The sequence below is a fragment of the Ochrobactrum sp. A-1 genome, from assembly GCF_022488005.1.
Lineage (GTDB): Bacteria > Pseudomonadota > Alphaproteobacteria > Rhizobiales > Rhizobiaceae > Brucella.
This window is the reverse complement of the sequence record NZ_JAKVQC010000003.1, coordinates 1,112,386-1,135,601: the sequence shown is the minus strand read 5'-3', so window position 1 is coordinate 1,135,601 and position 23,216 is coordinate 1,112,386. Positions and strand designations below refer to the sequence as shown.

Below are 23,216 nucleotides of genomic sequence, written 5' to 3'. Positions count from 1 at the left end.
GTCGTCATGGCCATGTGCCGGTGAGATGCTATAGTGAATCTATGACCACACGGCTTTACTGGCATCCGATCTATCTTGAACACCTGACTCCGCCCGGCCATCCCGAGCGGCCGGATCGCATCCGGGCGTTGATGAGCGAACTGGAGGGGCCGGATTTCTATAGGCTCGACCGGGTAGAGGCCCCGCGCGGCGATGAGGCATCAGTGTTGCTCGCGCATCCGGAAAAACATCTGGAAGCCATACGTGCCGGCATACCGGAGCCAGGTTCGGACGAGGAAGTACCAGCGCCTGTCGTGAAGCTCGACGGCGACACCTATGTCAGCCCGAAAAGCATGGATGCCGCACTGACGGCCATCGGTGCTGCGACGGCGGCGGTTGACGATGTATTTTCCGGCGCTGCGAACAATGTGTTCGTTGCTGCCCGGCCGCCGGGACATCATGCCGAGCGTTCCAACGCGATGGGCTTTTGCCTTTTCAACAATATTGCAATTGCTGCCCGCCATGCGCAACAGCGTCACGGCGCGGAGCGTGTCGCTATCGTCGATTGGGATGTCCATCACGGCAACGGGACGCAGGATATTTTCAAGGACGATCCAAGCGTCCTGTTCTGTTCGACGCATCAATTTCCCTTGTATCCAGGCACAGGTGCGAAGGATGAAACCGGCGTCGGCAACATTTTCAATGCGCCGCTTTCGCCTGATACGGGAAGTCGCGAGTTCCGCGAGGCATTTAATAGTCGTGTATTGCCCGCTTTGGACAATTTCCGGCCAGATTTGATCCTTATTTCGGCGGGCTTCGACGCTCACTTTCGTGACCCGCTGGCCGAGCTCAATCTCGACGAAGCGGATTTTGACTGGGCGACAGGCAAACTCATGGAACGGGCAGAAAGGTTCTGCGATCACCGGCTAGTGAGTGTGCTTGAAGGTGGATATGATCTAGAGGGCTTGTCGCAGTCCGCGTCTACGCATATTACGCGGCTGTTGAAAGGATGAATCATGGTAACCGAACCGTCCAACGCCGACATTGCGGTAATGAGCTTCGAGGATGCGTTGAAGCAGCTTGAGAAGATCGTCGACGATCTGGAGCGGGGCGATGTGCCGCTGGAAGAATCCATTCGCATCTATGAGCGCGGCGAAGCCCTCAAGAAGCATTGCGATACGCTTCTGAAGTCTGCCGAGGACAAGGTGGAGAAGATTCGCATTGGCCGCGACGGTCAGCCGGTCGGAACCGAGCCGCTGGATCCCGAATAAACCAACCGGGTACATCCGGTCAGAATAATGTTTTGAGCTGGGCGACGTAAGGCGCCAGAACGCCGCTCAGCATGTAGGGGCCAAGTCCCCAGGCAAGCGTCCATCCTGCAGCGCCGACAATGTTGGCTGCCAGAAAGTGTAGCGGGTTCATTTTCATTGAACCTGCAACGATACCGTTAAGCTGCCGCAGCAACACGACGAAGCGTGCCGTTGCAACCACATAAATTCCCTTGCTATCGAAAAGTTTCTCGAACTGCTCCAGCCGTTCCGGCGTCAGCTTGACGAGATGTCCATATCGCAGGATCAGTCGGCGTCCACCAAACCGCCCGATCAGATAGCCCGTACAATCGCCTAGCACCGCGCCAACAAAGACCGCGAGCAGCACAGCCTCAATGTTCAGCGCTCCATGAAGGGCAAGCAGCGAGCTTGCTACGAGGGCGCTTTCGCCCGGCAAGGGTGCGCCGAAAGATTCAAAATATACGACGAAGAAAAGCGCCAGCGCACCATAAGCGGCGATATAGGGTTCCAGAAAGCTCATTAATTGACAGGTCTTTCGGCAAGCGGAATTAAAAAGGCTCCGGACGAGCCGGAGCCTGAATTTCATGCTAGCACATCAGCCAATGGAACGTTTGCCCGAAATGGCATGGTAGATCCATAGCACTACGACCGCGCCGATGATGGAAACGATCAGGCTGTAAATGTTGAGGCCGGTGACGCCCTGTGCGCCGAAAAAGGTGAAGATGACGCCGCCGATGATGGCGCCGACAATGCCGAGAGCAATATCCAGGAACATGCCCTGGCCACTTTTATTGACAATCTTGCTGCCGATGAAGCCGGCAATCAAGCCTAGTATTATCCAGCTTATAACAGACATCTAATATCTCCCGATGCGTAAATACACTTTTGCATCACGCACTTAGGAAATTTTCACACTGCTACAAAATTTGCAAGGTATAATGCTTGTCAAATTGGGAAACCCATTTAACTTTAACTTACCGAATGCACAGTTGGCATCGGATAACAGGGAGTATCGTGTGATGGGAAGTTATGACGACAACTCAGGCAATTCGCCCATTCCCGGCGGAAGCCTCGCGAAACCGGTTCTGATTGCGCTCGGCGCCCTGCTGATCGGCAAGATGCTGAAGGGGAATAGCGACGAGGCGGAGACCACTCAGGCGCAGCCCGCGCCAGTGCCGGATCAATCGCAGGCAGGCGGCGGACTGCTTGGCGGCATCCTTGGCGGTCTTGGCGGACTGCTCGGTGGTGCGGCTGCAGGTAATGCTTCTGCTGCTCCCTCGGCTCCGGGTTCTCTCGGTGGCGGTCTTGGCGGTCTCCTCGATCAGCTGAAACAGGCTGGTTTGGGTGAAAAGGTGGATTCCTGGGTCGGCCAGGGTTCCAACCACCCAATCGAGCCGGGCCAGCTTGGCGACGCAATCGGTCAGAAAACCTTGAGTGAAATCGCACAGCATGCCGGTATCGACCAGCAGGAGCTTCTGGATCAGCTGTCTCAGGTGCTGCCAGGATTGGTGGATAAGCTGACGACCAACGGACAGGTGCCAGACGCGAGCTCGCTTTCGAAGCTGCTGCAGAGACGCTGACTGTATTTATATCATGATCGAACCGCACCGCTCGTCGGTGCGGTTTTGTTTTGGGGATAGTTTCGATAAAGTGAAACCACCGCTTATATAAGCACCGTAGATCAACGGCTGGAGTTGCGTTTCATGAGTTTCTTTCCGTGTCCTGATCCGGTTCTTGGCGACAAGACCTCGGTTGACAGCATCGAAACGCTGGTCATTCCCCGCACGAGTGACATTGGCGGGCTGGAAGTGCGGCGAGCCTTGCCGACGGTACGTCGCCGTCTGGTGGGCCCGTTCATTTTCTTCGATCGCATGGGACCGGCTGTTTTGCGGGACGGCGATGCGCTGGATGTGCGCCCGCATCCGCATATCGGCCTATCCACGGTGACCTATCTGTTTGACGGGCATATTCGTCACAGAGACAGCCTTGGCACTGAAATGGTTATCCGTCCCGGTGACGTGAACCTGATGACTGCGGGCCGCGGCATTGTGCATTCCGAACGATCTCCTGAAGAAGAGCGTAACGGACCATTATCGATTTCCGGTATCCAGACCTGGCTGGCGCTGCCCGATGCGCTGGAAGAGATCAATCCTGAGTTTTTTCACACCAATGCGCCCGACCTGCCGGTGATGGAGGATCGTGGTTTCTCCGGCCGGCTGATCATGGGTTCCATGCTGGGACTGAAGTCTCCGGTGATCCAGCACGCCGATACGCTTTATGCGGATATTCGAATAGAGCCGAACGGGCAATTTCCAATCCCGCCTGTGGCCGAAGAGCGCGCCATCTATACGCTGCAGGGCAATGTCGGCATTGGCGGTGAAGTGTTTCCACCGGATCGCTTGCTGGCTTTTCGCCCCGGCGACGACATTGTCGTGCAGGCCGGACCGGAAGGCGCACATATTATGCTTTTTGGCGGTGCAACTCTTGGTTCGAAGCGCTATGTATGGTGGAACTTCGTATCCTCTTCACGGGAGAGGATCGAGCAGGCCAAGGAAGAATGGCGCAGTGGGCGTTTTGACATCGTGCCCGGTGACGAGAAGGATTTCATACCTTTGCCTGAATGAGGGTATTTGAGCCCGGCTATAGGACACGATGTCCCGCCCTGCTTGATCCCGTCGCGTTGCTGCTATACCGACAACAAAGCCTAACCAGAAACAGGTTGTTTTAATGTCCCGACCTATGACCCCATTGCTTGACAAGGCGCCGACCCCGGAAGCCCTGCGTGCATTGCCGGAATCCGACTTGCCACAACTCGCGCAGGAATTGCGCGCAGAGTTGATTGATGTGGTTTCTACCACTGGCGGGCATCTGGGCGCGGGACTGGGGGTAGTGGAGCTGACAGTAGCATTGCACCACGTCTTCGACACGCCGCATGACCGTATCATCTGGGACGTCGGCCATCAGGCCTATCCGCACAAGATTCTGACGGGGCGCCGCGACCGTATCCGCACATTGCGCCAGACCGGCGGTCTTTCGGGCTTCACCAAGCGCACAGAGAGCGAATACGATCCTTTCGGAGCGGCGCATTCGTCGACATCGATTTCGGCCGGCCTCGGCATGGCGGTCGCATCCGATCTTTCCGGCGAAAAGCGCAATGTGATTGCAGTCATCGGCGATGGTTCGATGTCTGCTGGCATGGCCTATGAGGCGATGAACAATGCCGGGGCGCTCGACGCGCGCCTGATCGTTATCCTCAACGATAACGACATGTCGATTGCACCGCCAACCGGTGCCATGAGTGCCTATCTGGCGCGTCTCGTCTCCGGCAAGACCTATCGCAGCGTTCGCGAAGCCGCCAAGCAGGTCGCCAAGAAACTGCCGAAGTTCCTGCAAGACAAGGCCCGCAAATCGGAAGAATATGCGCGTGCCTTCTTCACGGGCGGCACATTGTTCGAGGAACTGGGCTTCTATTATGTCGGTCCCATCGACGGGCATAATCTGGATCATCTGCTGCCCATCCTGAAAAACGTACGTGATACGCAGGAAGGCCCGGTGCTCATTCATGTGGTGACGCAGAAGGGCAAGGGTTATGCGCCTGCCGAAGCTGCTGCCGATAAATATCACGGCGTCAACAAATTCGACGTTATTACGGGCAAGCAGTCGAAGCCGCCTGCAAACGCACCGAGCTACACCAAGATTTTCGGCACCAGCCTGATCGAGGAAGCACGCCATGACGACAAGATCGTGGCGATCACCGCCGCCATGCCATCGGGAACGGGGCTTGATCTTTTTGGCGAAGTGTTTCCGCAACGCACATTCGATGTCGGTATTGCCGAGCAACATGCGGTAACCTTCGCCGCCGGCCTCGCCAGCGAAGGTTTCAAGCCGTTTTGCGCGATCTATTCCACCTTCCTGCAGCGTGGTTACGATCAGGTTGTGCATGACGTGTCGATCCAGAACCTGCCCGTGCGCTTCCCCATTGATCGCGCCGGTCTGGTTGGTGCCGATGGCCCGACCCATGCAGGCTCCTTCGATACAGGCTTTCTCGCAGCTCTTCCCGGTTTTGTGGTGATGGCTGCGTCGGATGAAGCCGAACTGCGCCATATGGTACACACGGCTGCCGAATATGACGAAGGCCCGATTTCTTTCCGCTATCCGCGTGGTGACGGTGTGGGTGTTGACCTGCCGGAGCGTGGTCAAGCGCTCGAAATTGGCAAGGGCCGCATCGTGCGCGAAGGTACGAAGGTTGCGCTCCTATCCTTCGGAACGCGTTTGCAGGATTGCCTTGCCGCAGCCGATGAGCTGGGGGCCGCCGGTCTTTCGACCACGGTTGCCGATGCACGCTTCGCCAAGCCGCTCGATCACGATCTGATCCGCCGCCTGGCGCGTGAGCATGAAGTGCTGGTTATGGTGGAAGAGGGCGCTGTCGGCGGCTTCGCTTCCCATGTGCTGCAATTCCTTGCCACCGACGGCCTTCTTGATCGTGGCCTCAAGGTGCGGGCTTTGACATTGCCGGATAGCTATCAGGACCACGGCAAGCCGGATGCGATGTATGCCGAGGCCGGTCTTGACCGGACAGGCATCGTGCATGCGGTGTTTGCCGCTCTTGGCCGCGAGGCTGTTGCAGCGCCATTTAGCGCCTGACCGATGGGTGGGGAAACGAGCGACAAGAACCTGCGGCTCGATCAGCTAATGGTGGAGCTTGGGTTGTTTGCAACGCGTTCGCGGGCGCGCGATGCGATCCAGCGCGGCACGGTCAAGGTTGACGGCAAGCCTGTCACCAAGCCGGGCCAGACGGTTCTGCGCACCGCAAAGATCGCCGTGGATGATCCCGCAAGCGCCTATGTTTCCCGCGCTGCCTTGAAGCTTATCGCGGCGCTCGACCATTTCGACCTTGATGTGAAAGGGCGTACGGCGCTCGACATCGGCGCTTCGACTGGCGGTTTTACGCAAGTTCTGCTGGAGCGCGGCGCGAACCATGTTCTTGCCATTGATGTCGGCCACGACCAACTGCATGAGACCCTGCGCGCCGATCATCGCGTCACCAACAAGGAAGGGCTCAACGCCCGCGCTCTGGAGCTTTCCCATCTCGATGGACGCAATGTCGATTGTGTGGTTTCGGATGTGAGTTTCATTTCGCTGAAACTCGCATTGCCTCTGGCATTGGCCTTTGCGCAAAAAGGTGCTATCTGCGCGCTTCTTGTAAAACCGCAATTTGAAGCGGGCCGCGAGGCCATTGGCAAGGGCGGCATTCTGCGTGATCCGAGAGATGGCGAACGCATTGCGGAAGAACTGAAATCATGGCTGGAGACGCAAGCTGGCTGGCGCGCGCTCGGTCTTTGCCCGTCGCCTATCGAAGGCGGCGATGGTAATCGTGAATATCTCCTGGCAGGAAAGAAAGATCGATGACGACCCAGATTACAATCCGCTCGATCGGTGCGGGCGGCGATGGCGTCGCCAACCTTCCTGATGGCCAGATTTATGTGCCTTTCACGCTGCCGGGCGAAGTGGTCAATGTTGCGCGCGACAGGAACCGCGCGACGGTTATGGCGCTTCTCGAAACATCGCCCGAGCGTCAGGCCCCGGCCTGCCAGCATTTCGAGGATTGCGGTGGCTGCGCGCTTCAGCATTGGCAGGATGAACCCTACCGTCTGTGGAAGCGCGAACTGGTCGTCTCCGCGCTCAAGGGCAGGGGAATTGAGGCGGAGGTTGCGCCTCTGGTTGCTTGCCAGCCGCGCACGCGCCGCCGTGCTGTTTTTGCGGCACGCAAGACGGAGAAGGGCGTGTTGCTCGGCTTCAACCGTCACCTCAGCCATGAAATCATTGATATCGTCGAATGTGCGGTAACCGTTCCGGAGATCATTGCGCGGCTTGATGATCTGCGTGAAGTCGGGGCCTTGATTGCGCCCGGCTCAAAGCCGTTCAAGCTGGCAGCAACACAAACGGAATCCGGTCTCGATCTTGCTGCAAGCGGTTGCGGCCAGCTGAGCGACGAGCAACGGCGCGCACTGACGGCGCTTGTCATGAAGAAGGGCTTTGCGCGCCTTTCGCATGAAGGCGAGATCATTGTCGAGCCGAAGAAGCCGCTCATTCATTTCGGCAAGGTGCCGGTTCCTGTTCCGCCCGGTTGTTTCTTGCAGGCGACGGTGGATGCCGAGGAAGCAATGGTGCAGCTCGTGCTGGACCATGTGGGCAAAGCCAAGCGTGTCGCGGACCTGTTCTGCGGTGTCGGCACATTCGCGCTGCGGATTGCAGAAAAGAGCGCGGTTCATGCCGTTGAAAACGACGCGCTGGCCCTTGCGGCTCTCGACCGTGGCGTGCGCCATGTTCAGGGATTGAAGCCTGTTTCAGTTGAACGTCGCGACCTTTTCCGCCGTCCGCTGATGCCGAAGGAATTGCTGCCGTATAACGCCGTGGTTTTCGATCCTCCGCGTGCAGGTGCGGAAGAACAGGCGCTTGAACTTGCAAAATCCAAGGTGGAGAAGGTTGTCGCGGTTTCGTGCAATCCGGTGACGCTCGCCCGCGACCTCGCCATTCTGGTGAAGGGCGGCTATCGCGTTACACGTGTCACGCCGATTGACCAGTTCCTCTGGTCGCCACATGTTGAGGCCGTGGCGACACTGGTGAAGAGGTGAGGCAATAGGGCAGTAAGTGAATAAGGCAGTATGTTTGGGTTGTAGATGGCCGCGACGGCTGTAACTTCCTACTGCCCTACTGCCCTACTGCCCTACTGCCCTACTGCCCTACTGCCCTAAACTCACATCTTTTCGATGATCTTCTGGTCGCCTTCATGCGCCTTTCCGTTGGCGGCGATGATGGCGGGGACGATGTCATCCGCCTTGTCGATGACGAGCGGCTTCACTTGGTGCGCGGTGTGTAGGAAACCTTCCGCCGTCATGTGCTCCAGAAGCGAGAGCATCGGCTGCCAGAAATTATTGATGTTAGCGAACACCATCGGCTTGCGATGCTTGCCGAGCTGCGCCCAGGTCATCATTTCCACGATTTCCTCAACCGTGCCAATGCCGCCAGGGAGCGTGACGAACGCATCCGACTTCTGGAACATGAGATGCTTTCGCTCGTGCATGTCGCCGACGACGATGAGCTCGGTCAGCTGTTCGGCTTTTTCAAGGCTTGCTTCCTTGTCGAGCAGGAAGGTCGGGATGATGCCGGTGACTTCGCCGCCAGCTTCCATCACGCCCTGTGCCACGGCGCCCATGATGCCGCGCGTGCCGCCGCCATAGACGAGGCGCAAACCGTGTTCGGCGATGGACCGGCCAAGCGTAACGCCGGCTTCACGATAGATGGGATTCAGGCCCGTAGACGAGCCGCAATAAACACAGATGGATCGAATCTCAGACATGATTTTCTTGTGCGCTTTTGACCTTTCAGCGTCAAGCGTCTGCGATTTCATTTTGCAGTGAAGATTGCCGTCAGTGAGACGTTTACGTCAGGTTCCGGGTGGACATTCACAGCGATTGTTATATCTCAATCCGTATGTACTCCAGATTGAGAAGTGGATTGGATATGAAGAACTGGGTTGTGTTTCTCGGGCTCACCTTTGCCGCATCATCCGCATCGGCTGGCGAGATCAACATCAAACTGCCGGACGATACCGAAGTAACGACCAACTCCGTTCTGTATAAATGTGGCGAGAAGAATGTCTCGGTAACCTACTACAATGCCGGTGATATTTCACTTGCTGAGCTGGAGCTCGAAGACGAGACTATCGTCGCTTCCAACGTCATTTCAGGGTCTGGAGCCAAATATGCCGGTGGCGTCTATATCTGGTGGACCAAGGGCGAAACGGCCGATCTCTATAACCTTATGGACGATCCAGACCAATCAAAGCCGACAAACTGTGTAGAACAGTAATCTAGCTAATAAAAAGCCTCGTACCTTTTGCTGTTTCGGTGCAGATTTCTTGTGGGGGGAAGCCAAAAGCTATAAACCCGTCATTAAAGTCTCTGGCGTGGGTTTCGAAGCGAAATGCAAAAAAACAGTTTAGGGTTGCTCGGTATCGGGCTCGTCGCAATTGTCGCCGGGCTCGGCCTTTATTGGAATGCGACGCGATCCCGCGTTGAGGCGCCGCAACCCAATGCAACTGCGCCAGCGTCGACCCCGGCGTCGAGCAATGCGCCAGCGCAGCCACAAACAACGCCATCCGAGACTACCAAACCTGCAGGTGACGTTTCAGCAAACGATGCGAAGCCGCAAGGCGCGCAATCGGAAGAGCATACCAAGCAGGCTGATGCCGCTCCCGCAGAGCAGGCCAGCAAGACGCCGGTTTTCGATCTTCTTCGCGTCGAGCCTGACGGTTCGGTCGTGGTCGCAGGCAAGGCGCTGCCCAATGCCGATGTGGAGATTGTTGCAGGCGCAACCGTTGTGGGCAAGGCCAAGGCGGGACCCAATGGCGATTTCGCCATTGTTCTGGATGAGCCTTTAAAGGCGGGTGATCATCAGCTCGTCTTGCGTGCTACTGGTGCGGACAACAATGTAGCTACCTCCGCGCAGACGGCCATCGTGTCGGTGCCTGAAACCAAGTCGGGGCAGGTGCTGGCGCTGGTTGAGGAGCCGGGGCAGGCGAGCCGCCTGATCACCAAGCCGGAGACAGCTCCTGCACCACAGGAGAATACAGACGCTGCCCCCGAAGCGGCAGCCAAGGCCGACAAGCCGGAAGCCAAGCCTGCGCAGGACTTGCCGATTGCAATCGAAGCGGTGGAAATTGAGGGCCAGTCGGTTTTTGTGGCGGGTAAAGCCAAGGGTGGCAATCGTGTGATCGTCCACGCCAATGATACGTTACTTGGTGCTAGCCTCATTTCACCTGATGGCCGTTTCCTCGTGCAGAGCAAGCAGCCGCTCAGCGTCGGAGACTATATCATTCGCGCCGATCTGCTCGATAATGCCAATCAGGTTCTGGCGACAGCCCGCGTCCCGTTCCGTCGCGAAGCGGGCGAGAATATCTCGGCTGTTGCTTCGGATACTGACGGTCAGACGGCAGCTCCATCGGGCACGAATGGCGGTGAAGCCGCTTCGTCGGCAGCACCGCTGCAGAAAGTCGAAGGTTCGGTCATCATTCGTCGCGGAGATAATCTCTGGACGATATCCAAGCGCGCCTATGGCAAGGGCACACGATATACGACGATCTATCTCGCCAATCGTGATCAGATTCGCAATCCGGATCTCATCTGGCCAGGTCAGGTATTCAACATGCCGAAGGAACCTCTGGGTGAGGGCGAGGTCAAGCGCCAGTTGGAAGATAGCGCTAACTGACGGGGAGTTGCCGGCACTGAAACGTGGCTCTCAACATAGGGAGGCGCGTTTCAGTAATATGCGCCAGTCACGACAGTGTGTTTCCGTTTGGCGGTCTTTTCTGGAATGAACGTCTCCAAATCTTGAACTTCAGAGTATAATCGTATATCGTCGATATACGATGAAGATAGTTCTGGACAAAAGCTCGACCGAAGCCGTCGCCGATCTGGCGCAGCTCGGTATTGACGATGAAGCGGCAGCGCGCATTTGCGCCGCGCTGGGCCATCCTGTCCGCATTCGAATTATCCGCCAGTTGATGATGGAGGACGCCTGCTGCTGTAAGGATATTGTCGGCAAGCTCGACCTTGCACAATCGACAGTTTCCCAACATCTCAAGGTCCTCGTACAGGCCGGTCTTATCGATTATCGGCCTGAGCGTCAGTCTTCGCGTTACAGCGTCAACTGGCAGCAACTAAGCGCTGTCCGCACGCATTTTGCTTCCTTCAAGAGCAGATGCTGCGGCTAGAGCGCATCCCGAAAAGTGAGAACCGGTTTTCGGAACCAGATGCGCGTAAAACAAAAGATGGAGCATCCCGAAAAGCCCGAAGTGGCTTTTCGAAGTGATGCGTCGATACAAACAGATAAAGCGATGACGGAGTTTCATCTCGTACGAAATCGCTTCAGCCCACCGACTTGAAAGAACGCACCATGAGTTCCCCCAAAACGGTTTCCGCCGACTCCGGCGAGACGTTCAAGACACTGCGAAATCTCTGGCCCTATATGTGGCCTTCCGACAGGCCCGATCTGCGCATGCGTGTCGTCTGGGCCACGTTCTATCTGGTGATTTCCAAGATCGTACTCATCCTCGTACCCTATTTCTTCAAATGGGTGACGAATGCTTTGACCGGTCAGTTGAATCCGCCGGATTATATCCCGTTGTTTCTGGTCGGCGCGGTGATGCTGGTGCTGGCTTATAACGGTGCCAAGATCGTACAGGCCGGTCTCAACCAGCTCCGCGATGCATTGTTTGCGAGCGTCGGCCAATACGCGGTGCGTCAGTTGGCCTACAGAACCTTCGTGCACATGCACCAGCTTTCGCTCAGGTTCCATCTTGAACGGCGTACGGGTGGGCTTTCGCGGGTCATTGAGCGCGGCACAAAGGGCATCGAAACGATTGTCCGTTTCACGATCCTCAATACGCTGCCTACCATTCTTGAATTTGCACTGACGGCGGTGATTTTTGCCGTCGCTTACGGCATTTCCTATCTGCTCGTGGTCGCTGCGACGGTCTGGCTCTACACTTGGTTTACGATCAAGGCGAGCGACTGGCGCATCAATATCCGCCGCGAAATGAACGACTCCGATACGGATGCCAACACCAAGGCGATCGACTCGCTGCTCAACTTCGAAACGGTCAAGTATTTCGGCAACGAGAACATGGAAGCAAAGCGCTTCGACGCCTCGATGGCGCGCTATGAAAAGGCCGCAACCCAGACCTGGACGTCGCTCGGCTGGCTGAACTTCGGTCAGGCCGTCATCTTTGGCGTTGGCATGGCGGTGGTCATGGTCATGTCGGCGCTGGAAGTTCGGGCCGGGACGCAATCCATCGGCGATTTCGTTTTCATCAATGCCATGCTGATGCAGCTTTCCATTCCGCTCAATTTCATCGGTTTCATCTATCGCGAAATCCGTCAGGGTTTGACCGATATCGAGCAGATGTTCGATCTCCTCGATGTGCAGCAGGAAGTCGTCGATAAGCCCAATGCACCAGCATTGAAAATCGATCACGGTGCGATCCGTTTTGATGATGTGCATTTCGCTTATGATGCGAACCGCCCGATCCTCAAGGGCATCAGTTTTGAAGTTCCGGCAGGAAAGACAGTAGCGATTGTCGGACCTTCGGGCGCGGGTAAATCCACGATCTCGCGACTGCTGTTTCGCTTCTATGATGTGCAGTCCGGATCGGTTTCCGTCGACGGGCAGGACGTCCGCGACGTTACGCAGGAAAGCCTGCGCAAGGTCATCGGCATGGTGCCGCAGGACACCGTACTGTTCAACGATACGATTGCTTACAACATTCGCTATGGCCGTCCTGATGCCACGGCTGAAGAGGTGGAAAAGGCGGCAGAACTGGCGCAGATTTCCGGCTTCATCAAGCACCTGCCGGAAGGCTATCAATCTATGGTTGGCGAACGCGGCCTCAAGCTTTCGGGCGGTGAGAAGCAGCGTGTAGCCATTGCGCGTACGATCCTGAAGGCCCCCCCAATCCTGATACTCGATGAAGCGACTTCCGCGCTCGATACGGCAACGGAGCAGGAAATCCAGTCTGCGCTCGACATTGTCAGCCGAGGCCGCACCACGCTCGTCATCGCGCACCGTCTGTCGACCGTGATCGGTGCCGATGAGATCATCGTTCTGAAAGACGGCCTGATTGCCGAACGTGGCACGCATCGCATGCTTCTCAAGCATAAGGGGCTTTATGCGTCCATGTGGGCTCGCCAGCGCGAGGCCGACGAGGCAGAAGAGCGTCTGCGCCAGGTTCGGGAAAGCGACGAGCTGGGTGTCGTCAAACGCGGCGTTCCGGCGGCGGAATAGCTCGTTTGTCGGCAGTTACTTATATTAGGGCACGATCACGTGCCCTAACAGCCGTGAATAATTTGCGAAATGGATTTCGATTCTGAACAGGATGAGGTAAATAACGGCCAAACTCAAAGGAAGAGCGATGAGCCTTACTGACACCATCCGCAATACTTTCGTGCCGATCCATCGGGAAGGCTATCCGTTTATCGCGGGCTTTTTCGTGGTTTCGCTCATTCTGGGCTGGCTGTGGAACCCGCTGTTCTGGATCGGGATGGTGCTGACCGTCTGGTGCATCTATTTCTATCGCGATCCGGAGCGTGTGACGCCGATGGACGACGATCTGGTCATTAGCCCTGCTGACGGCAAGGTTTCCTTCGTCGGCCCGGCTGTGCCGCCGGCCGAACTGGACCTGGGTGCCGAACCGCTCATGCGCGTTTCGGTTTTCATGAATGTGTTCTCGGTTCACATCAACCGCTCTCCGGTGCGTGGCAAGATCGAAAAGGTCGTGCATCGTCCGGGGAAGTTCCTTAATGCAGAACTCGACAAGGCCAGCACGGAAAACGAACGCAACAGCGTCCTGATTGAAAGCCCGCACGGCAAGATCGGCGTTGTTCAGATTGCTGGTCTGGTTGCCCGTCGTATCGTCTGCTGGTCAAACGAGGATGATGATCTGTCTGTGGGCGAACGGTTTGGCCTGATTCGCTTCGGATCGCGCGTCGATGTCTATCTTCCGGCCGATGCGACCGTTCGTGTTGCTGTTGGCCAGACGGCAATCGCCGGTGAAACCGTGCTGGCCGATTATGGCAGCGTGCGCGGCGAGCCTGTGGTGCGGATCGGCTGAGCCGATGGAAACACCTTTTCCGCCTTTTGAGCCCAATGGCCGCGTGGATTCATCGCGCGGCCCGAAGCTGTCGCAGATACCTCTGCGTATTGTCGTTCCCAACGTCATAACGGTTCTTGCCATTTGTGCCGGTCTTACCGGCATTCGTCTTGCCTTCGAGAACCGCTTCGAGCTTGCCGTCGTAATGGTGCTCGTGGCTGCCTTTCTGGACGGTATTGATGGGCGCGTGGCCCGCATGATGAAGGGATCGTCGAAATTCGGCGCCCAGATGGATTCGCTTGCCGATATCGTCAATTTCGGTGTGGCGCCGGCCTTGGTGCTTTATGCCTTCATGCTCGATCAGGCGCGCTCATTCGGCTGGATCGCCGCACTCCTTTATGCCATTGCCTGCTGCCTGCGACTTGCACGTTTCAATGTCATGCTGGAAGATCCGAACCGCCCGGCATGGCAAAGCAACTACTTCATCGGCGTGCCGGCACCGGCAGGTGCCATGCTTGTCCTGTTGCCGGTCTATCTTGGTTTTCTCGGATTGACGCCAACACGAGGGCTCGCTTTTGGCGTGGCGGTCTATACCGTGGCAATCGCGTTCCTGTTGGTAAGCCGTCTGCCAGTCTATAATGGCAAATCCGCTGGAAGCCTTGTCCGGCGCGATATCGTCATGCCGCTCATCCTGTTCGTGGTGGTTTACGTCGCTTTCCTGATGAGCTTCACCTGGCAGACCCTGAGCCTCACGGCGCTCGCTTATCTGGCATTCCTTCCGTTCAGCCTGGCTGCCTGGAACAAGCGCGAGGCTGCTGATCGAAAGGCCGAGGAAGAGGCCGCCACCGAAGAGGATAGGCCGTCAGAGGAAAACTGATGGCAATGCCTGCTTGATGAAACTGACGCGCTCTTCGACCGATGATTTCGGCAGGAGCGCGATTTCATATCCAAGCCGTCTGTAGGTTTTATCCATCGCGTGGAAAGTACGTGTGGCCTCTTCGAAATCCTGCTTCCGCTCAGTATCCTGACCGAAGATTTCTGCCCATGGCGGAGCCAGAAAAACTGTTCTGTTGTACGGAAACTGCCGTGCGGCCTCTTCCATATGCTTTGGAATGGGCAGGTTACACAGCATCAGATAGCCGATTACGTCGGGCACGCCGCGGTCGAAGAAGACCGTCCCGCTCTGTTGTTTCGCCATTGCATGCGAGCGCATTTCCCAGCACAGCATTAACTCTGCAAAAAGCGCGCGATCACTCCAGGGCAGGGCCTTGCCGCCAATAGCGACCTGGTCCTGAATAATAGCGCGTCCGGCTTCCACAGTGCGGGAAAAGCCCTGCCTTTCGAGTGCATCAATCAGTGTGCTTTTGCCTGATCCAGGCCCGCCGCTGATGATGATGAAACACTGGTGATCTTTGATCATAGGTCCTCCAATAGCAAAGGGAACGCGCGCCAAAACGGTCGGTGCACGACGAAGGGATCTGAAAGTGGGGGAACCCGCTGAAAAAGGAGCCATCAGGCGGCTAGGCGGGAACATCAATAAACAAGCAAATAGAACCGGCCTTGCATATAGGCAAGGCCGGAAGAAAGAAATCAGCTCGGCAGGTGATAGTCGAGGAACCGATCCTGTCGCACGTCGAAAAGCTTGCCGCTAACTTCAAGATTCGGATCGGCGAGCTTGACGATCTTTTCAGCGACCGACTGCGGTGTTGGCAGCGTTTCAGGGTCTTCACCGGGCATCGCCTGCGCACGCATTGCCGTACGGGTGGCACCCGGATTGACGGAGTTGATCTTGAGCTTCATCTGCTTCGTTTCTTCGGCCCAGCTGCGCGCCATGACTTCGACAGCAGCTTTCGAGGCAGCATACGGCCCCCAGAAGGCGCGGCAGGTATGTGCCACACCGGAAGAGAGCAGAATGGCACGTCCGGCGTCGGAAGCCCGTAGCAGCGGATCGGTGGACCGAATAAGACGCCATACGCTGGTGACATTGACGTTCATGAGCTTCTCGAACGTCTTGGCCTCGACATGGCCGATCGGCGAGATCGTGCCGAGGACACCCGCATTGGCAACCATGATATCGAGCTTGCCCCAGCGCTCATGAATGGAGCCGCCAAGGCGATCAATCGCTTCCATGTCGGTAATATCGAGAGGCACCAGCGTTGCGCTACCTCCCAATTTGCGGATGTCGTCGTCCAGCTCTTCAAGCCCGCCGACGGTGCGGGCAACCGCAATCACATGCGCGCCGCGTTTTGCCAGTTCAAGCGAAAGAAAATACCCAATACCGCGCGATGCGCCTGTTACCAGTGCGATGCGGCCCGTAAGGTCGATGCTCATCTAGTCCCCATATGATGCAAGAACATGAAACAGGCGGCCTTTTGGGCCGCCTGCGTGAAGAATTGGGCGATCAGCCGTTGCTTGCGAGCAGCGACAGCGTATGCACGTTGCTCTCGCCTTCCTGATCGAGGAGGCGGGTCGGATATTCGCCCGTGAAGTAGTGATCGGTGAAAGCTGGCGCCTTCGGATCACGAGGCTTTCCGCCGACAGCCTTGTAGAGCCCGTCGATGGAAAGAAATGCCAGGGAATCCGCGCCGATGTAACGGCACATGGATTCCAGGTCCTTGTGCTGGTTAGCCAGCAGCTTATCGGCATGGGGGGTGTCGATACCGTAGAAATCCGGGTGGTAGATCATTGGACTTGCCACGCGGATATGCACTTCCTTTGCGCCCGCATCGCGGATCATCTGGACGATCTTGACGGATGTGGTGCCCCGTACAATGGAATCATCCACCAGCACGACCCGCTTGCCTTCGATCATGGCGCGATTGGCCGAATGTTTCAGCTTGACGCCAAGCGCGCGAATTTGCTGCGTCGGCTCGATGAAGGTGCGGCCTACATAGTGATTGCGGATGATGCCGTATTCAAATGGAATGCCGCTTGCCTGCGCGAAGCCGAGGGCAGCAGGCGTGCCGCCATCTGGCACCGGCACGACAACATCGGCTTCAATACCGGCTTCCTTGGCAAGCTCCACGCCCATATTTTTGCGCGCGACATAGACGCTGCGACCGCCGACCACGGAGTCAGGACGGGCAAAATAGACATACTCAAACAAGCAGAGCCGTTCCGGCTGCGGATTTTCAGCCTTGATGGATTCGATGGTGATGGAGCCGTCCTTCTGAATCTCGCAGATGACCACTTCGCCATTTTCGACGTCGCGAACATATTTCGCGCCGATAATGTCGAGGGCACAGGTCTCCGAGCAGAAGATAGGCTTGCCGTCGAGCTCGCCCATGACGAGCGGGCGGATGCCGATAGGATCACGCGCGGCAATCAGCTTGGTACGGGTCAGCGCCAGCATGGCGTAGCCGCCCTCGACCTGCCGGATGGCATCGACGAAACGGTCTGAGGAAGATGAGTGGCGCGAACGGGCAATCATATGCAGCACGACTTCCGTATCGGAGGTCGCCTGAAAGATCGCGCCGGAAGCAATCAGCTGCTTGCGCAGCGTAATGCCGTTGGTGAAGTTGCCGTTATGGGCAATGGCAATGCCGCCTACTTCCAGTTCCGCGAACAGTGGCTGCACGTTGCGCAGGATCGTCTCGCCGGTGGTGGAGTAGCGCACATGGCCGATGGCACGGTCGCCGGGCAAACGATTCAGCGTCGCTGCATCGGTGAAATGATCGCCGACGAGACCCATATGGCGTTCGGAATGAAAGCGGCGATTGTGATAGGAAACGATACCGGCGGCTTCCTGCCCGCGATGCTGGAGGGCATGCAGCCCCAATGCGGTCAGCGCGGCTGCGTCTTCGTGGCCAAGTATGCCAAATACGCCGCATTCTTCATGCAGGGTGTCTTCATCCAGCATAAAGGAGGCATTTTCAGAAGAATGGCTGGTCATTGCCGCAAGGCCTTTCGATTGCAGAGGCAACTAAAGCGCCTCTCTATCACAAGATGGCTTTTTGTTAAAAGCGAAGAGTTCACCGCTGCGTCGATATAGTCTCATGAATATTAGTATCGCACGATGGCCGCGAATAATCTCGCAAATTCCCGCCTGAAATATGATCGCGGAACCGAAATGACAATGTGTGAGCGTTATTTGGGCCATTTCATATCAGTCGGCTTTTGCCTCCAGAATTGAAAAAGCCGCCAGCGGGGCTGACGGCTTCTCGATATATCGGAGCAACTTATTGCTGTGCAGGCGTATCGTCCGGAACCGGCGCTTCTTCCTGCTCACCAGAAGCCGGAGCATTCTGCTGCGGCTTGAACTTATCGATCATCTGGTCGGGGTTGGCCGGCAGAAGATCGATCAGTTGCTGGCCGAAAGAATCGAGCATTGGCTTTGATTTCGCATTCGTCACCCAGGCTGGCTGGTTTGTCGGGACGAGCCAGTTGAAGAACAGCATGGCAACGACAACGAGAAGCACGCCGCGCACGCCGCCAAACAGAAAGCCGAGCGTGCGGTCGAGCGCACCGATACGGCTATCGATGATGAAATCGGCGATCTTCATGGTGATCAGAGAAACGACGATCAGCACAACGAGGAAAACTGCGCCAGCGGCGGCAATCTTCGCGATGGTTTCGTTGTTGATATAGGGCTGCACAAAAGGCAGAACCGGCTGGTAGAAGAGATAGGCTGCAGCGGCTGCCGCCGCCCAAGATACCAGCGACAGCACCTCGCGGGAAAAACCGCGCACCATCGCCAGAACGGCTGAAACCAGCGTTATCCCGAGTAGAATTCCATCAAGCATGGTTATCGGCATTCTGCCTGTCCTCAGTTATTATGCGCAATCACTTTAATACGCAGGGCAGTCAAAGATGCTGGAGCTTATCACCGGAAGGTTGACAGATTCTTCCAGTCATAAAACTCCAGATTTATTGCTTCTTTCCGGAGCCTGAAGCCGCAATACGGGCAACAAGGTCGGGCAGAGCCGAGGTTTCCATGAGGGGGAAGTTGCGATCTTTCCAAAGTTCGCCGCTGCCGCCGGGCACCTCTGCCTGCCGGAAACCGAGCTTCTCGGCTTCCTTGAGCCTCTGTACTGCATGCGTTACCGCGCGAACAGCACCGGAAAGGCTGATTTCGCCGAAATAAACACAATCTGGCGGAAGGGCAATACCGGCCATGGATGAAACCAGTGCAGCAGCCACAGCTATATCGGCGGCAGGCTCGCTGATACGATAACCGCCCGCAACATTCAGATAGACGTCGTGCTGCCCGAAACGAACGCCGCAATGTGATTCGAGAACGGCGAGAATCATGGCAAGTCGTCCGCCGTCCCAGCCGACGACCGCACGACGCGGGGTGCCAAGCGAGGAGGGGGCGACAAGCGCCTGTATCTCCACCAGCACGGGACGTGTGCCTTCCATGCCAGCAAAGACAGCGGCACCTGGAGCCTTGGCGTTGCGTTCACCAAGGAAAAGCTCTGACGGGTTGGAAACCTCGCGCAGGCCACCATCGGACATCTCGAAAACACCGATCTCGTCGGTGGGGCCGAAACGGTTCTTCACCGTGCGCAGGATGCGGTAGTGATGCCCGCCTTCGCCTTCGAAATAGAGAACGCCATCGACCATATGTTCGACCACGCGCGGACCGGCAATCTGGCCATCTTTGGTGACATGTCCCACCAGCACGACTGCGGAACCAGTCTGCTTGGCATAGCGGATCATGGCTTGCGCCGACGAACGCACCTGCGTGACCGTGCCAGGAGCAGAATCTGCCATATCGGTCCAGAGCGTCTGGATCGAATCGATGATGACGAGGTCGGGTCGCTTGTTATCGGAAATGGTAGCGATGATGTCTTCGACGTTGGTTTCGGCGGCAAGTTCCACCGCCGACGATGCCACGCCCAGACGCTGCGCGCGCAGGCGAATCTGGGCAACCGCTTCTTCGCCCGAAACATAAACAATGCGATGGCCGCGATTGGAAAGGGCAGCTGCAGCCTGTGTCAAAAGTGTAGATTTTCCGATGCCGGGATCGCCGCCGATCAGAAGGGCTGAACCGCGCACAAAGCCGCCGCCGGTCACACGATCAAGTTCGCTGATACCGGAAATGATCCGCGGCGCATCTTCAATGTCGCCGGACAGGGAGGTGAGGGCTACAGCGCGACCTTTGCGCTTGGACAACATGGCGCCGGGGCCGGAGCCGATGCCGCTATTGGTGCCTTCCTCGACGAGCGTGTTCCACTCGCCGCAGGAATCGCACTTGCCCGCCCAGCGCGTATGCACTGTGCCGCAATTCTGGCAGATGAACTGAATGCGCGCCTTGGCCATCAGAGACGCGCCCTTTTCGAAGAGATATTATTCATACTGTTCGGGAAGATAGGAACCCTCGGCCAGATCTGCAAATCGCGTGAATTCGGACTGGAAGGCGAGCTTGACCGTTCCGGTCGGCCCGTGGCGCTGCTTGGCGATGATGACGTCAGCAGTGCCGCGCACTTTTTCAAAGTGCTGCTTCCATTCTTCATATTTCGGGTCGAATTCATCCCGCGGTTCGAGGTTCTTGACGTAATATTCCTCGCGGAACACGAAGAGCACCACGTCGGCGTCCTGCTCGATGGAGCCCGATTCACGAAGGTCGGAGAGCTGTGGGCGCTTGTCGTCGCGGCTTTCCACCTGACGGGAGAGCTGTGAAAGCGCAATGATTGGAACATTCAGTTCCTTGCCAAGGGCCTTGAGGCCGGTGGTGATCTCGGTGATTTCCTGCACGCGGTTCTGTGCCGAGGCCTTCGACGAGCCGGTCATCAGCTGTACGTAGTCGATCACCAGAACGTCGAGGCCGCGCTGGCGCTTGAGGCGACGAGCGCGGGCGGCGAGCTGCGCAATCGAGATGCCACCGGTCTGGTCGATATAGAGCGGGATTTTCTGCATCACCTGCGAGCAGGCGACGAGCTTCTCGAAATCGGTCTCGGTGATATCACCACGGCGGATTTTCGAGGACGACACTTCCGTCTGCTCGGAAATGATACGGGTTGCGAGCTGTTCCGCCGACATTTCGAGCGAGAAGAAGCCGACAACGCCGCCATTGACGGCCTTCATCGAGCCATCGGCCTGTTGTTCGCCTTCATAAGAATTGGCGATGTTGAACGCAATATTGGTTGCAAGCGAGGTCTTACCCATACCCGGACGACCCGCAAGGATAATCAAATCGGAAGGCTGCAAGCCACCCATCTTGCCATCGAGCGTATGGATGCCGGTAGAGACACCGGAAAGGTGGCCGTCACGCATAAAGGCGGCGTTGGCCATGTCCACAGCCGTGGTGACGGCGTCCTTGAAGGGCAGGAAACCGCCGTCATAGCGACCTGTTTCCGCTAGTTCGAACAGGCGGCGTTCAGCGTCTTCGATCTGTTCCTGTGGTGCCATGTCGACAGGCGCGTCATAGGCGACGTTCACCATGTCTTCGCCGATGCCGATTAGCGCGCGGCGTGTCGCCAGATCGTAAATCGCGCGGCCATAATCCTCGGCATTGATGATGGTGACGGCTTCGGTTGCGAGACGGGTTACATACTGGAAGATCGTGAGATCGCCCACCTTGCCTTCGGTCGGCAGGAAGGTTTTCATCGTCACAGGATTTGCCATCTTGCCCACGCGAATGAGATCGGTCGTGATCTCATAGATGCGACGGTGCAGAGGCTCGAAGAAATGGGTTGCCTTGAGGAAGTCCGATACCCGGTAAAAGGCATCGTTGTTGATCAGGATCGCGCCCAGCAGCGCCTGTTCCGCTTCAATATTATGGGGTGCTTCCCGATAAAGCGCGTCTTTTTGGTCCCGCACATCGTCGAGTTTGCGTACCGCCGCTTCCGCCATGATTCTCAATCCTGTCCCTGATGCAACCAGCTAGCCCTCAAGCGATGCCAAACGCAACGCGACTTCGAGTGATTCCTGCTGGAAGAGACAAGCTATACCATGATTCACACTGATCCACAGTTCGGATCATGGTTTTGTCAGTCCGCTGTTGACGCGGACTGACATCTCGAATCGACAAGGTTGCTGTCAGGCGTTCATGCTTTTCTTGACGGCTCGAACCTCGCTATTGGCACCTTTCGGCGCGCTGTCGAGGCGCTTGAGGCGTTTTTCTTCAGCCTCGATATAGTTGCGGGTCAGCGGAACGGATTCCTGCCTGTGGGCGATCTGAATGTGGAACACCATCATGTTCTGCCAGCGGAACGCGCTTTCCGATGCCGCCAGATAAAACTCCCACATGCGGCAGAAACGCTCGTCATAAAGCGCTTTGGCCTTGTCGCGATTGGCCATGAAGGCCTCTCGCCACGCCTTCAGCGTTTCCGCATAGTGCAGCCTGAGAATTTCTACGTCGGTGACATAGAGCCCGGCCTTTTCAATATGCGGTAGAACCTCTGAAAGTGCGGGAATATAACCACCTGGGAAGATGTATTTGCGAATGAACGGATTGGTCGCTCCCGGACCATCTGCTCGTCCGATGGCATGTAGAAGGAAAACGCCATCCGGCTTCATCAGGCGAGCGACGTGCTGGAAATATTCAGCGAAATGGCCAACACCAACATGTTCGAACATGCCAACCGACACCAGCCGGTCAAACTTGTCGTCGATGTTGCGATAGTCGGTCAGTTCGAACTTCGCACGGTCGGCCAGTCCTTCATCCTGAGCGCGCTGATTGGCAATGGCGTGCTGTTCTTCGGACAAGGTTACGCCGGTGACATTGGCCTTGAGATGGCGGGCGAGATATAGCCCCATGCCGCCCCAGCCACAGCCGATATCGAGCACCTTGTCGCCTTCCTTCACCAGCATCTTCGCGGCGATATGGCGTTTTTTGGCAAGCTGTGCCTCGGCCAGCGTGGCATTCGGTGGATCGAAATAGGCACAGGAATATTGCTTGTCGGGATCGAGAAACAGGTCATAAAGCTCGCCCGAAAGATCATAGTGACTTTTGATGTTGTTGGAAGAACGCGAAATCGTGTTCATCTGCTGGAAACGGCGAAACAGAATACGCAGTTTGGCCAGAGCCTTCATCCATGGTTCTGTGGCAGCTGTCGGCCCGGTATTTTCAAACACGATCCGCAGCAGCGCGTAAATATCGCCTTCCAGAAAGTCGATCTCGCCGTCCATGAAGCACTCTGCGAGTTTCAGTTCCGGGTCGAGTGCTACGGCGCGCTCTGCATGTTTTGTCTTGAAATGTATATGAACCGGCACGCCCGTCTTGTCGCCATACTGCGAACGCCCACCACTAGAATCGGTAACCGTCAGGTCACCGGTTTTAATCATATGCGAAAGAACAGTACGCATCATTCCATACATCGGCCCCATCTCCTCTTGGGGATCGAAGCAGGCGCACG

At 56.9% G+C, this 23,216-nt stretch carries 23 protein-coding genes; 13 read left to right on the top strand and 10 right to left on the bottom strand.

Going from position 1 to position 23,216, the window contains the following annotated elements; translation table 11 throughout:
- Positions 1-41: 41 nt before the first annotated feature.
- A complete protein-coding gene (locus tag MKS82_RS07295; protein ID WP_176037195.1) occupies positions 42-992 on the top strand; it encodes a histone deacetylase family protein in 951 nt (316 codons plus the stop codon).
- Positions 993-995: 3 nt separating this feature from the next.
- Entirely contained in the window at positions 996-1,250 is a 255-nt protein-coding gene (locus tag MKS82_RS07290; protein ID WP_002963588.1) for an exodeoxyribonuclease VII small subunit, read from the top strand.
- 19 nt (positions 1,251-1,269) lie between these two features.
- Here MKS82_RS07290 and MKS82_RS07285 read toward each other — a convergent pair whose 3' ends face one another.
- Both MKS82_RS07285 and MKS82_RS07280 read right to left on the bottom strand, forming a co-directional pair.
- Positions 1,270-1,788: a DedA family protein gene (locus tag MKS82_RS07285; RefSeq protein ID WP_176037196.1), complete on the bottom strand. Its 519-nt coding sequence runs from the start codon at positions 1,786-1,788 to the stop codon at positions 1,270-1,272.
- Positions 1,789-1,863: 75 nt separating this feature from the next.
- Positions 1,864-2,124 (bottom strand): GlsB/YeaQ/YmgE family stress response membrane protein, encoded by a 261-nt coding sequence (locus MKS82_RS07280; protein ID WP_109986147.1) that lies wholly within the window; start codon positions 2,122-2,124, stop codon positions 1,864-1,866.
- Between the two features lie 163 nt (positions 2,125-2,287).
- Here MKS82_RS07280 and MKS82_RS07275 point away from each other — a divergent pair, with 163 nt between their 5' ends.
- The 5 genes from MKS82_RS07275 to MKS82_RS07255 all read left to right on the top strand — a co-directional run bounded on the left by MKS82_RS07275 (position 2,288) and on the right by MKS82_RS07255 (position 7,903).
- Positions 2,288-2,848, top strand: coding sequence for a YidB family protein (locus MKS82_RS07275; RefSeq protein ID WP_109986148.1), 561 nt, complete (start codon positions 2,288-2,290; stop codon positions 2,846-2,848).
- A 123-nt stretch (positions 2,849-2,971) separates the two neighbouring features.
- Positions 2,972-3,892 carry a pirin family protein gene (locus MKS82_RS07270; protein WP_176037197.1) on the top strand — a complete coding sequence of 307 codons (921 nt, stop codon included), beginning with the start codon at positions 2,972-2,974 and terminating at the stop codon, positions 3,890-3,892.
- A 103-nt stretch (positions 3,893-3,995) separates the two neighbouring features.
- Entirely contained in the window at positions 3,996-5,912 is a 1,917-nt protein-coding gene (dxs, locus tag MKS82_RS07265; RefSeq protein WP_176037198.1) for a 1-deoxy-D-xylulose-5-phosphate synthase, read from the top strand.
- Positions 5,913-5,915: 3 nt separating this feature from the next.
- Complete coding sequence (locus MKS82_RS07260) at positions 5,916-6,677, top strand: TlyA family RNA methyltransferase (protein ID WP_176037199.1); 762 nt, start codon at positions 5,916-5,918, stop codon at positions 6,675-6,677.
- Positions 6,674-7,903 carry a class I SAM-dependent RNA methyltransferase gene (locus tag MKS82_RS07255; protein WP_176037200.1) on the top strand — a complete coding sequence of 410 codons (1,230 nt, stop codon included), beginning with the start codon at positions 6,674-6,676 and terminating at the stop codon, positions 7,901-7,903. The genes MKS82_RS07260 and MKS82_RS07255 overlap by 4 nt, the downstream gene beginning before the upstream one ends.
- A gap of 122 nt (positions 7,904-8,025) precedes the next feature.
- On the opposite strand, the gene MKS82_RS07250 is transcribed toward MKS82_RS07255, so the two are convergent.
- On the bottom strand, positions 8,026-8,628 hold the full coding sequence (locus MKS82_RS07250; RefSeq protein ID WP_109986277.1) for an LOG family protein: 603 nt from the start codon (positions 8,626-8,628) through the stop codon (positions 8,026-8,028).
- 164 nt (positions 8,629-8,792) lie between these two features.
- Here MKS82_RS07250 and MKS82_RS07245 point away from each other — a divergent pair, with 164 nt between their 5' ends.
- The 6 genes from MKS82_RS07245 to pssA all read left to right on the top strand — a co-directional run bounded on the left by MKS82_RS07245 (position 8,793) and on the right by pssA (position 14,794).
- Complete coding sequence (locus tag MKS82_RS07245) at positions 8,793-9,140, top strand: MliC family protein (protein ID WP_029925558.1); 348 nt, start codon at positions 8,793-8,795, stop codon at positions 9,138-9,140.
- A gap of 114 nt (positions 9,141-9,254) precedes the next feature.
- Positions 9,255-10,538, top strand: coding sequence for an Ig-like domain-containing protein (locus MKS82_RS07240; RefSeq protein ID WP_176037201.1), 1,284 nt, complete (start codon positions 9,255-9,257; stop codon positions 10,536-10,538).
- A gap of 160 nt (positions 10,539-10,698) precedes the next feature.
- Positions 10,699-11,043, top strand: coding sequence for an ArsR/SmtB family transcription factor (locus MKS82_RS07235; protein ID WP_176037202.1), 345 nt, complete (start codon positions 10,699-10,701; stop codon positions 11,041-11,043).
- A 182-nt stretch (positions 11,044-11,225) separates the two neighbouring features.
- On the top strand, positions 11,226-13,112 hold the full coding sequence (locus MKS82_RS07230) for an ABCB family ABC transporter ATP-binding protein/permease (protein ID WP_176037203.1): 1,887 nt from the start codon (positions 11,226-11,228) through the stop codon (positions 13,110-13,112).
- A gap of 127 nt (positions 13,113-13,239) precedes the next feature.
- On the top strand, positions 13,240-13,938 hold the full coding sequence (locus MKS82_RS07225) for a phosphatidylserine decarboxylase (RefSeq protein WP_109986157.1): 699 nt from the start codon (positions 13,240-13,242) through the stop codon (positions 13,936-13,938).
- A 4-nt stretch (positions 13,939-13,942) separates the two neighbouring features.
- The gene (gene pssA / locus MKS82_RS07220; RefSeq protein ID WP_109986158.1) at positions 13,943-14,794 is read left to right on the top strand and encodes a CDP-diacylglycerol--serine O-phosphatidyltransferase; all 852 of its coding nucleotides are present in this window, start codon (positions 13,943-13,945) and stop codon (positions 14,792-14,794) included.
- On the opposite strand, the gene MKS82_RS07215 is transcribed toward pssA, so the two are convergent.
- The 7 genes from MKS82_RS07215 to MKS82_RS07185 form a co-directional block, all read right to left on the bottom strand.
- The gene (locus tag MKS82_RS07215; protein WP_176037204.1) at positions 14,780-15,337 is read right to left on the bottom strand and encodes an AAA family ATPase; all 558 of its coding nucleotides are present in this window, start codon (positions 15,335-15,337) and stop codon (positions 14,780-14,782) included. The genes pssA and MKS82_RS07215 overlap by 15 nt on opposite strands.
- A gap of 170 nt (positions 15,338-15,507) precedes the next feature.
- A complete protein-coding gene (locus MKS82_RS07210; protein WP_176037205.1) occupies positions 15,508-16,248 on the bottom strand; it encodes an SDR family NAD(P)-dependent oxidoreductase in 741 nt (246 codons plus the stop codon).
- A gap of 70 nt (positions 16,249-16,318) precedes the next feature.
- Positions 16,319-17,809, bottom strand: coding sequence for an amidophosphoribosyltransferase (purF, locus tag MKS82_RS07205; RefSeq protein ID WP_109986161.1), 1,491 nt, complete (start codon positions 17,807-17,809; stop codon positions 16,319-16,321).
- 286 nt (positions 17,810-18,095) lie between these two features.
- Positions 18,096-18,671, bottom strand: a complete 576-nt coding sequence (locus tag MKS82_RS07200) for a CvpA family protein (protein WP_043062671.1) — start codon at positions 18,669-18,671, stop codon at positions 18,096-18,098.
- 112 nt (positions 18,672-18,783) lie between these two features.
- Positions 18,784-20,178 (bottom strand): DNA repair protein RadA, encoded by a 1,395-nt coding sequence (gene radA / locus MKS82_RS07195; protein WP_176037206.1) that lies wholly within the window; start codon positions 20,176-20,178, stop codon positions 18,784-18,786.
- Positions 20,179-20,205: 27 nt separating this feature from the next.
- Complete coding sequence (locus MKS82_RS07190; protein WP_176037207.1) at positions 20,206-21,711, bottom strand: replicative DNA helicase; 1,506 nt, start codon at positions 21,709-21,711, stop codon at positions 20,206-20,208.
- Between the two features lie 186 nt (positions 21,712-21,897).
- A complete protein-coding gene (locus MKS82_RS07185) occupies positions 21,898-23,178 on the bottom strand; it encodes an SAM-dependent methyltransferase (protein ID WP_176037208.1) in 1,281 nt (426 codons plus the stop codon).
- Between the last annotated feature and the right edge of the window lie 38 nt (positions 23,179-23,216).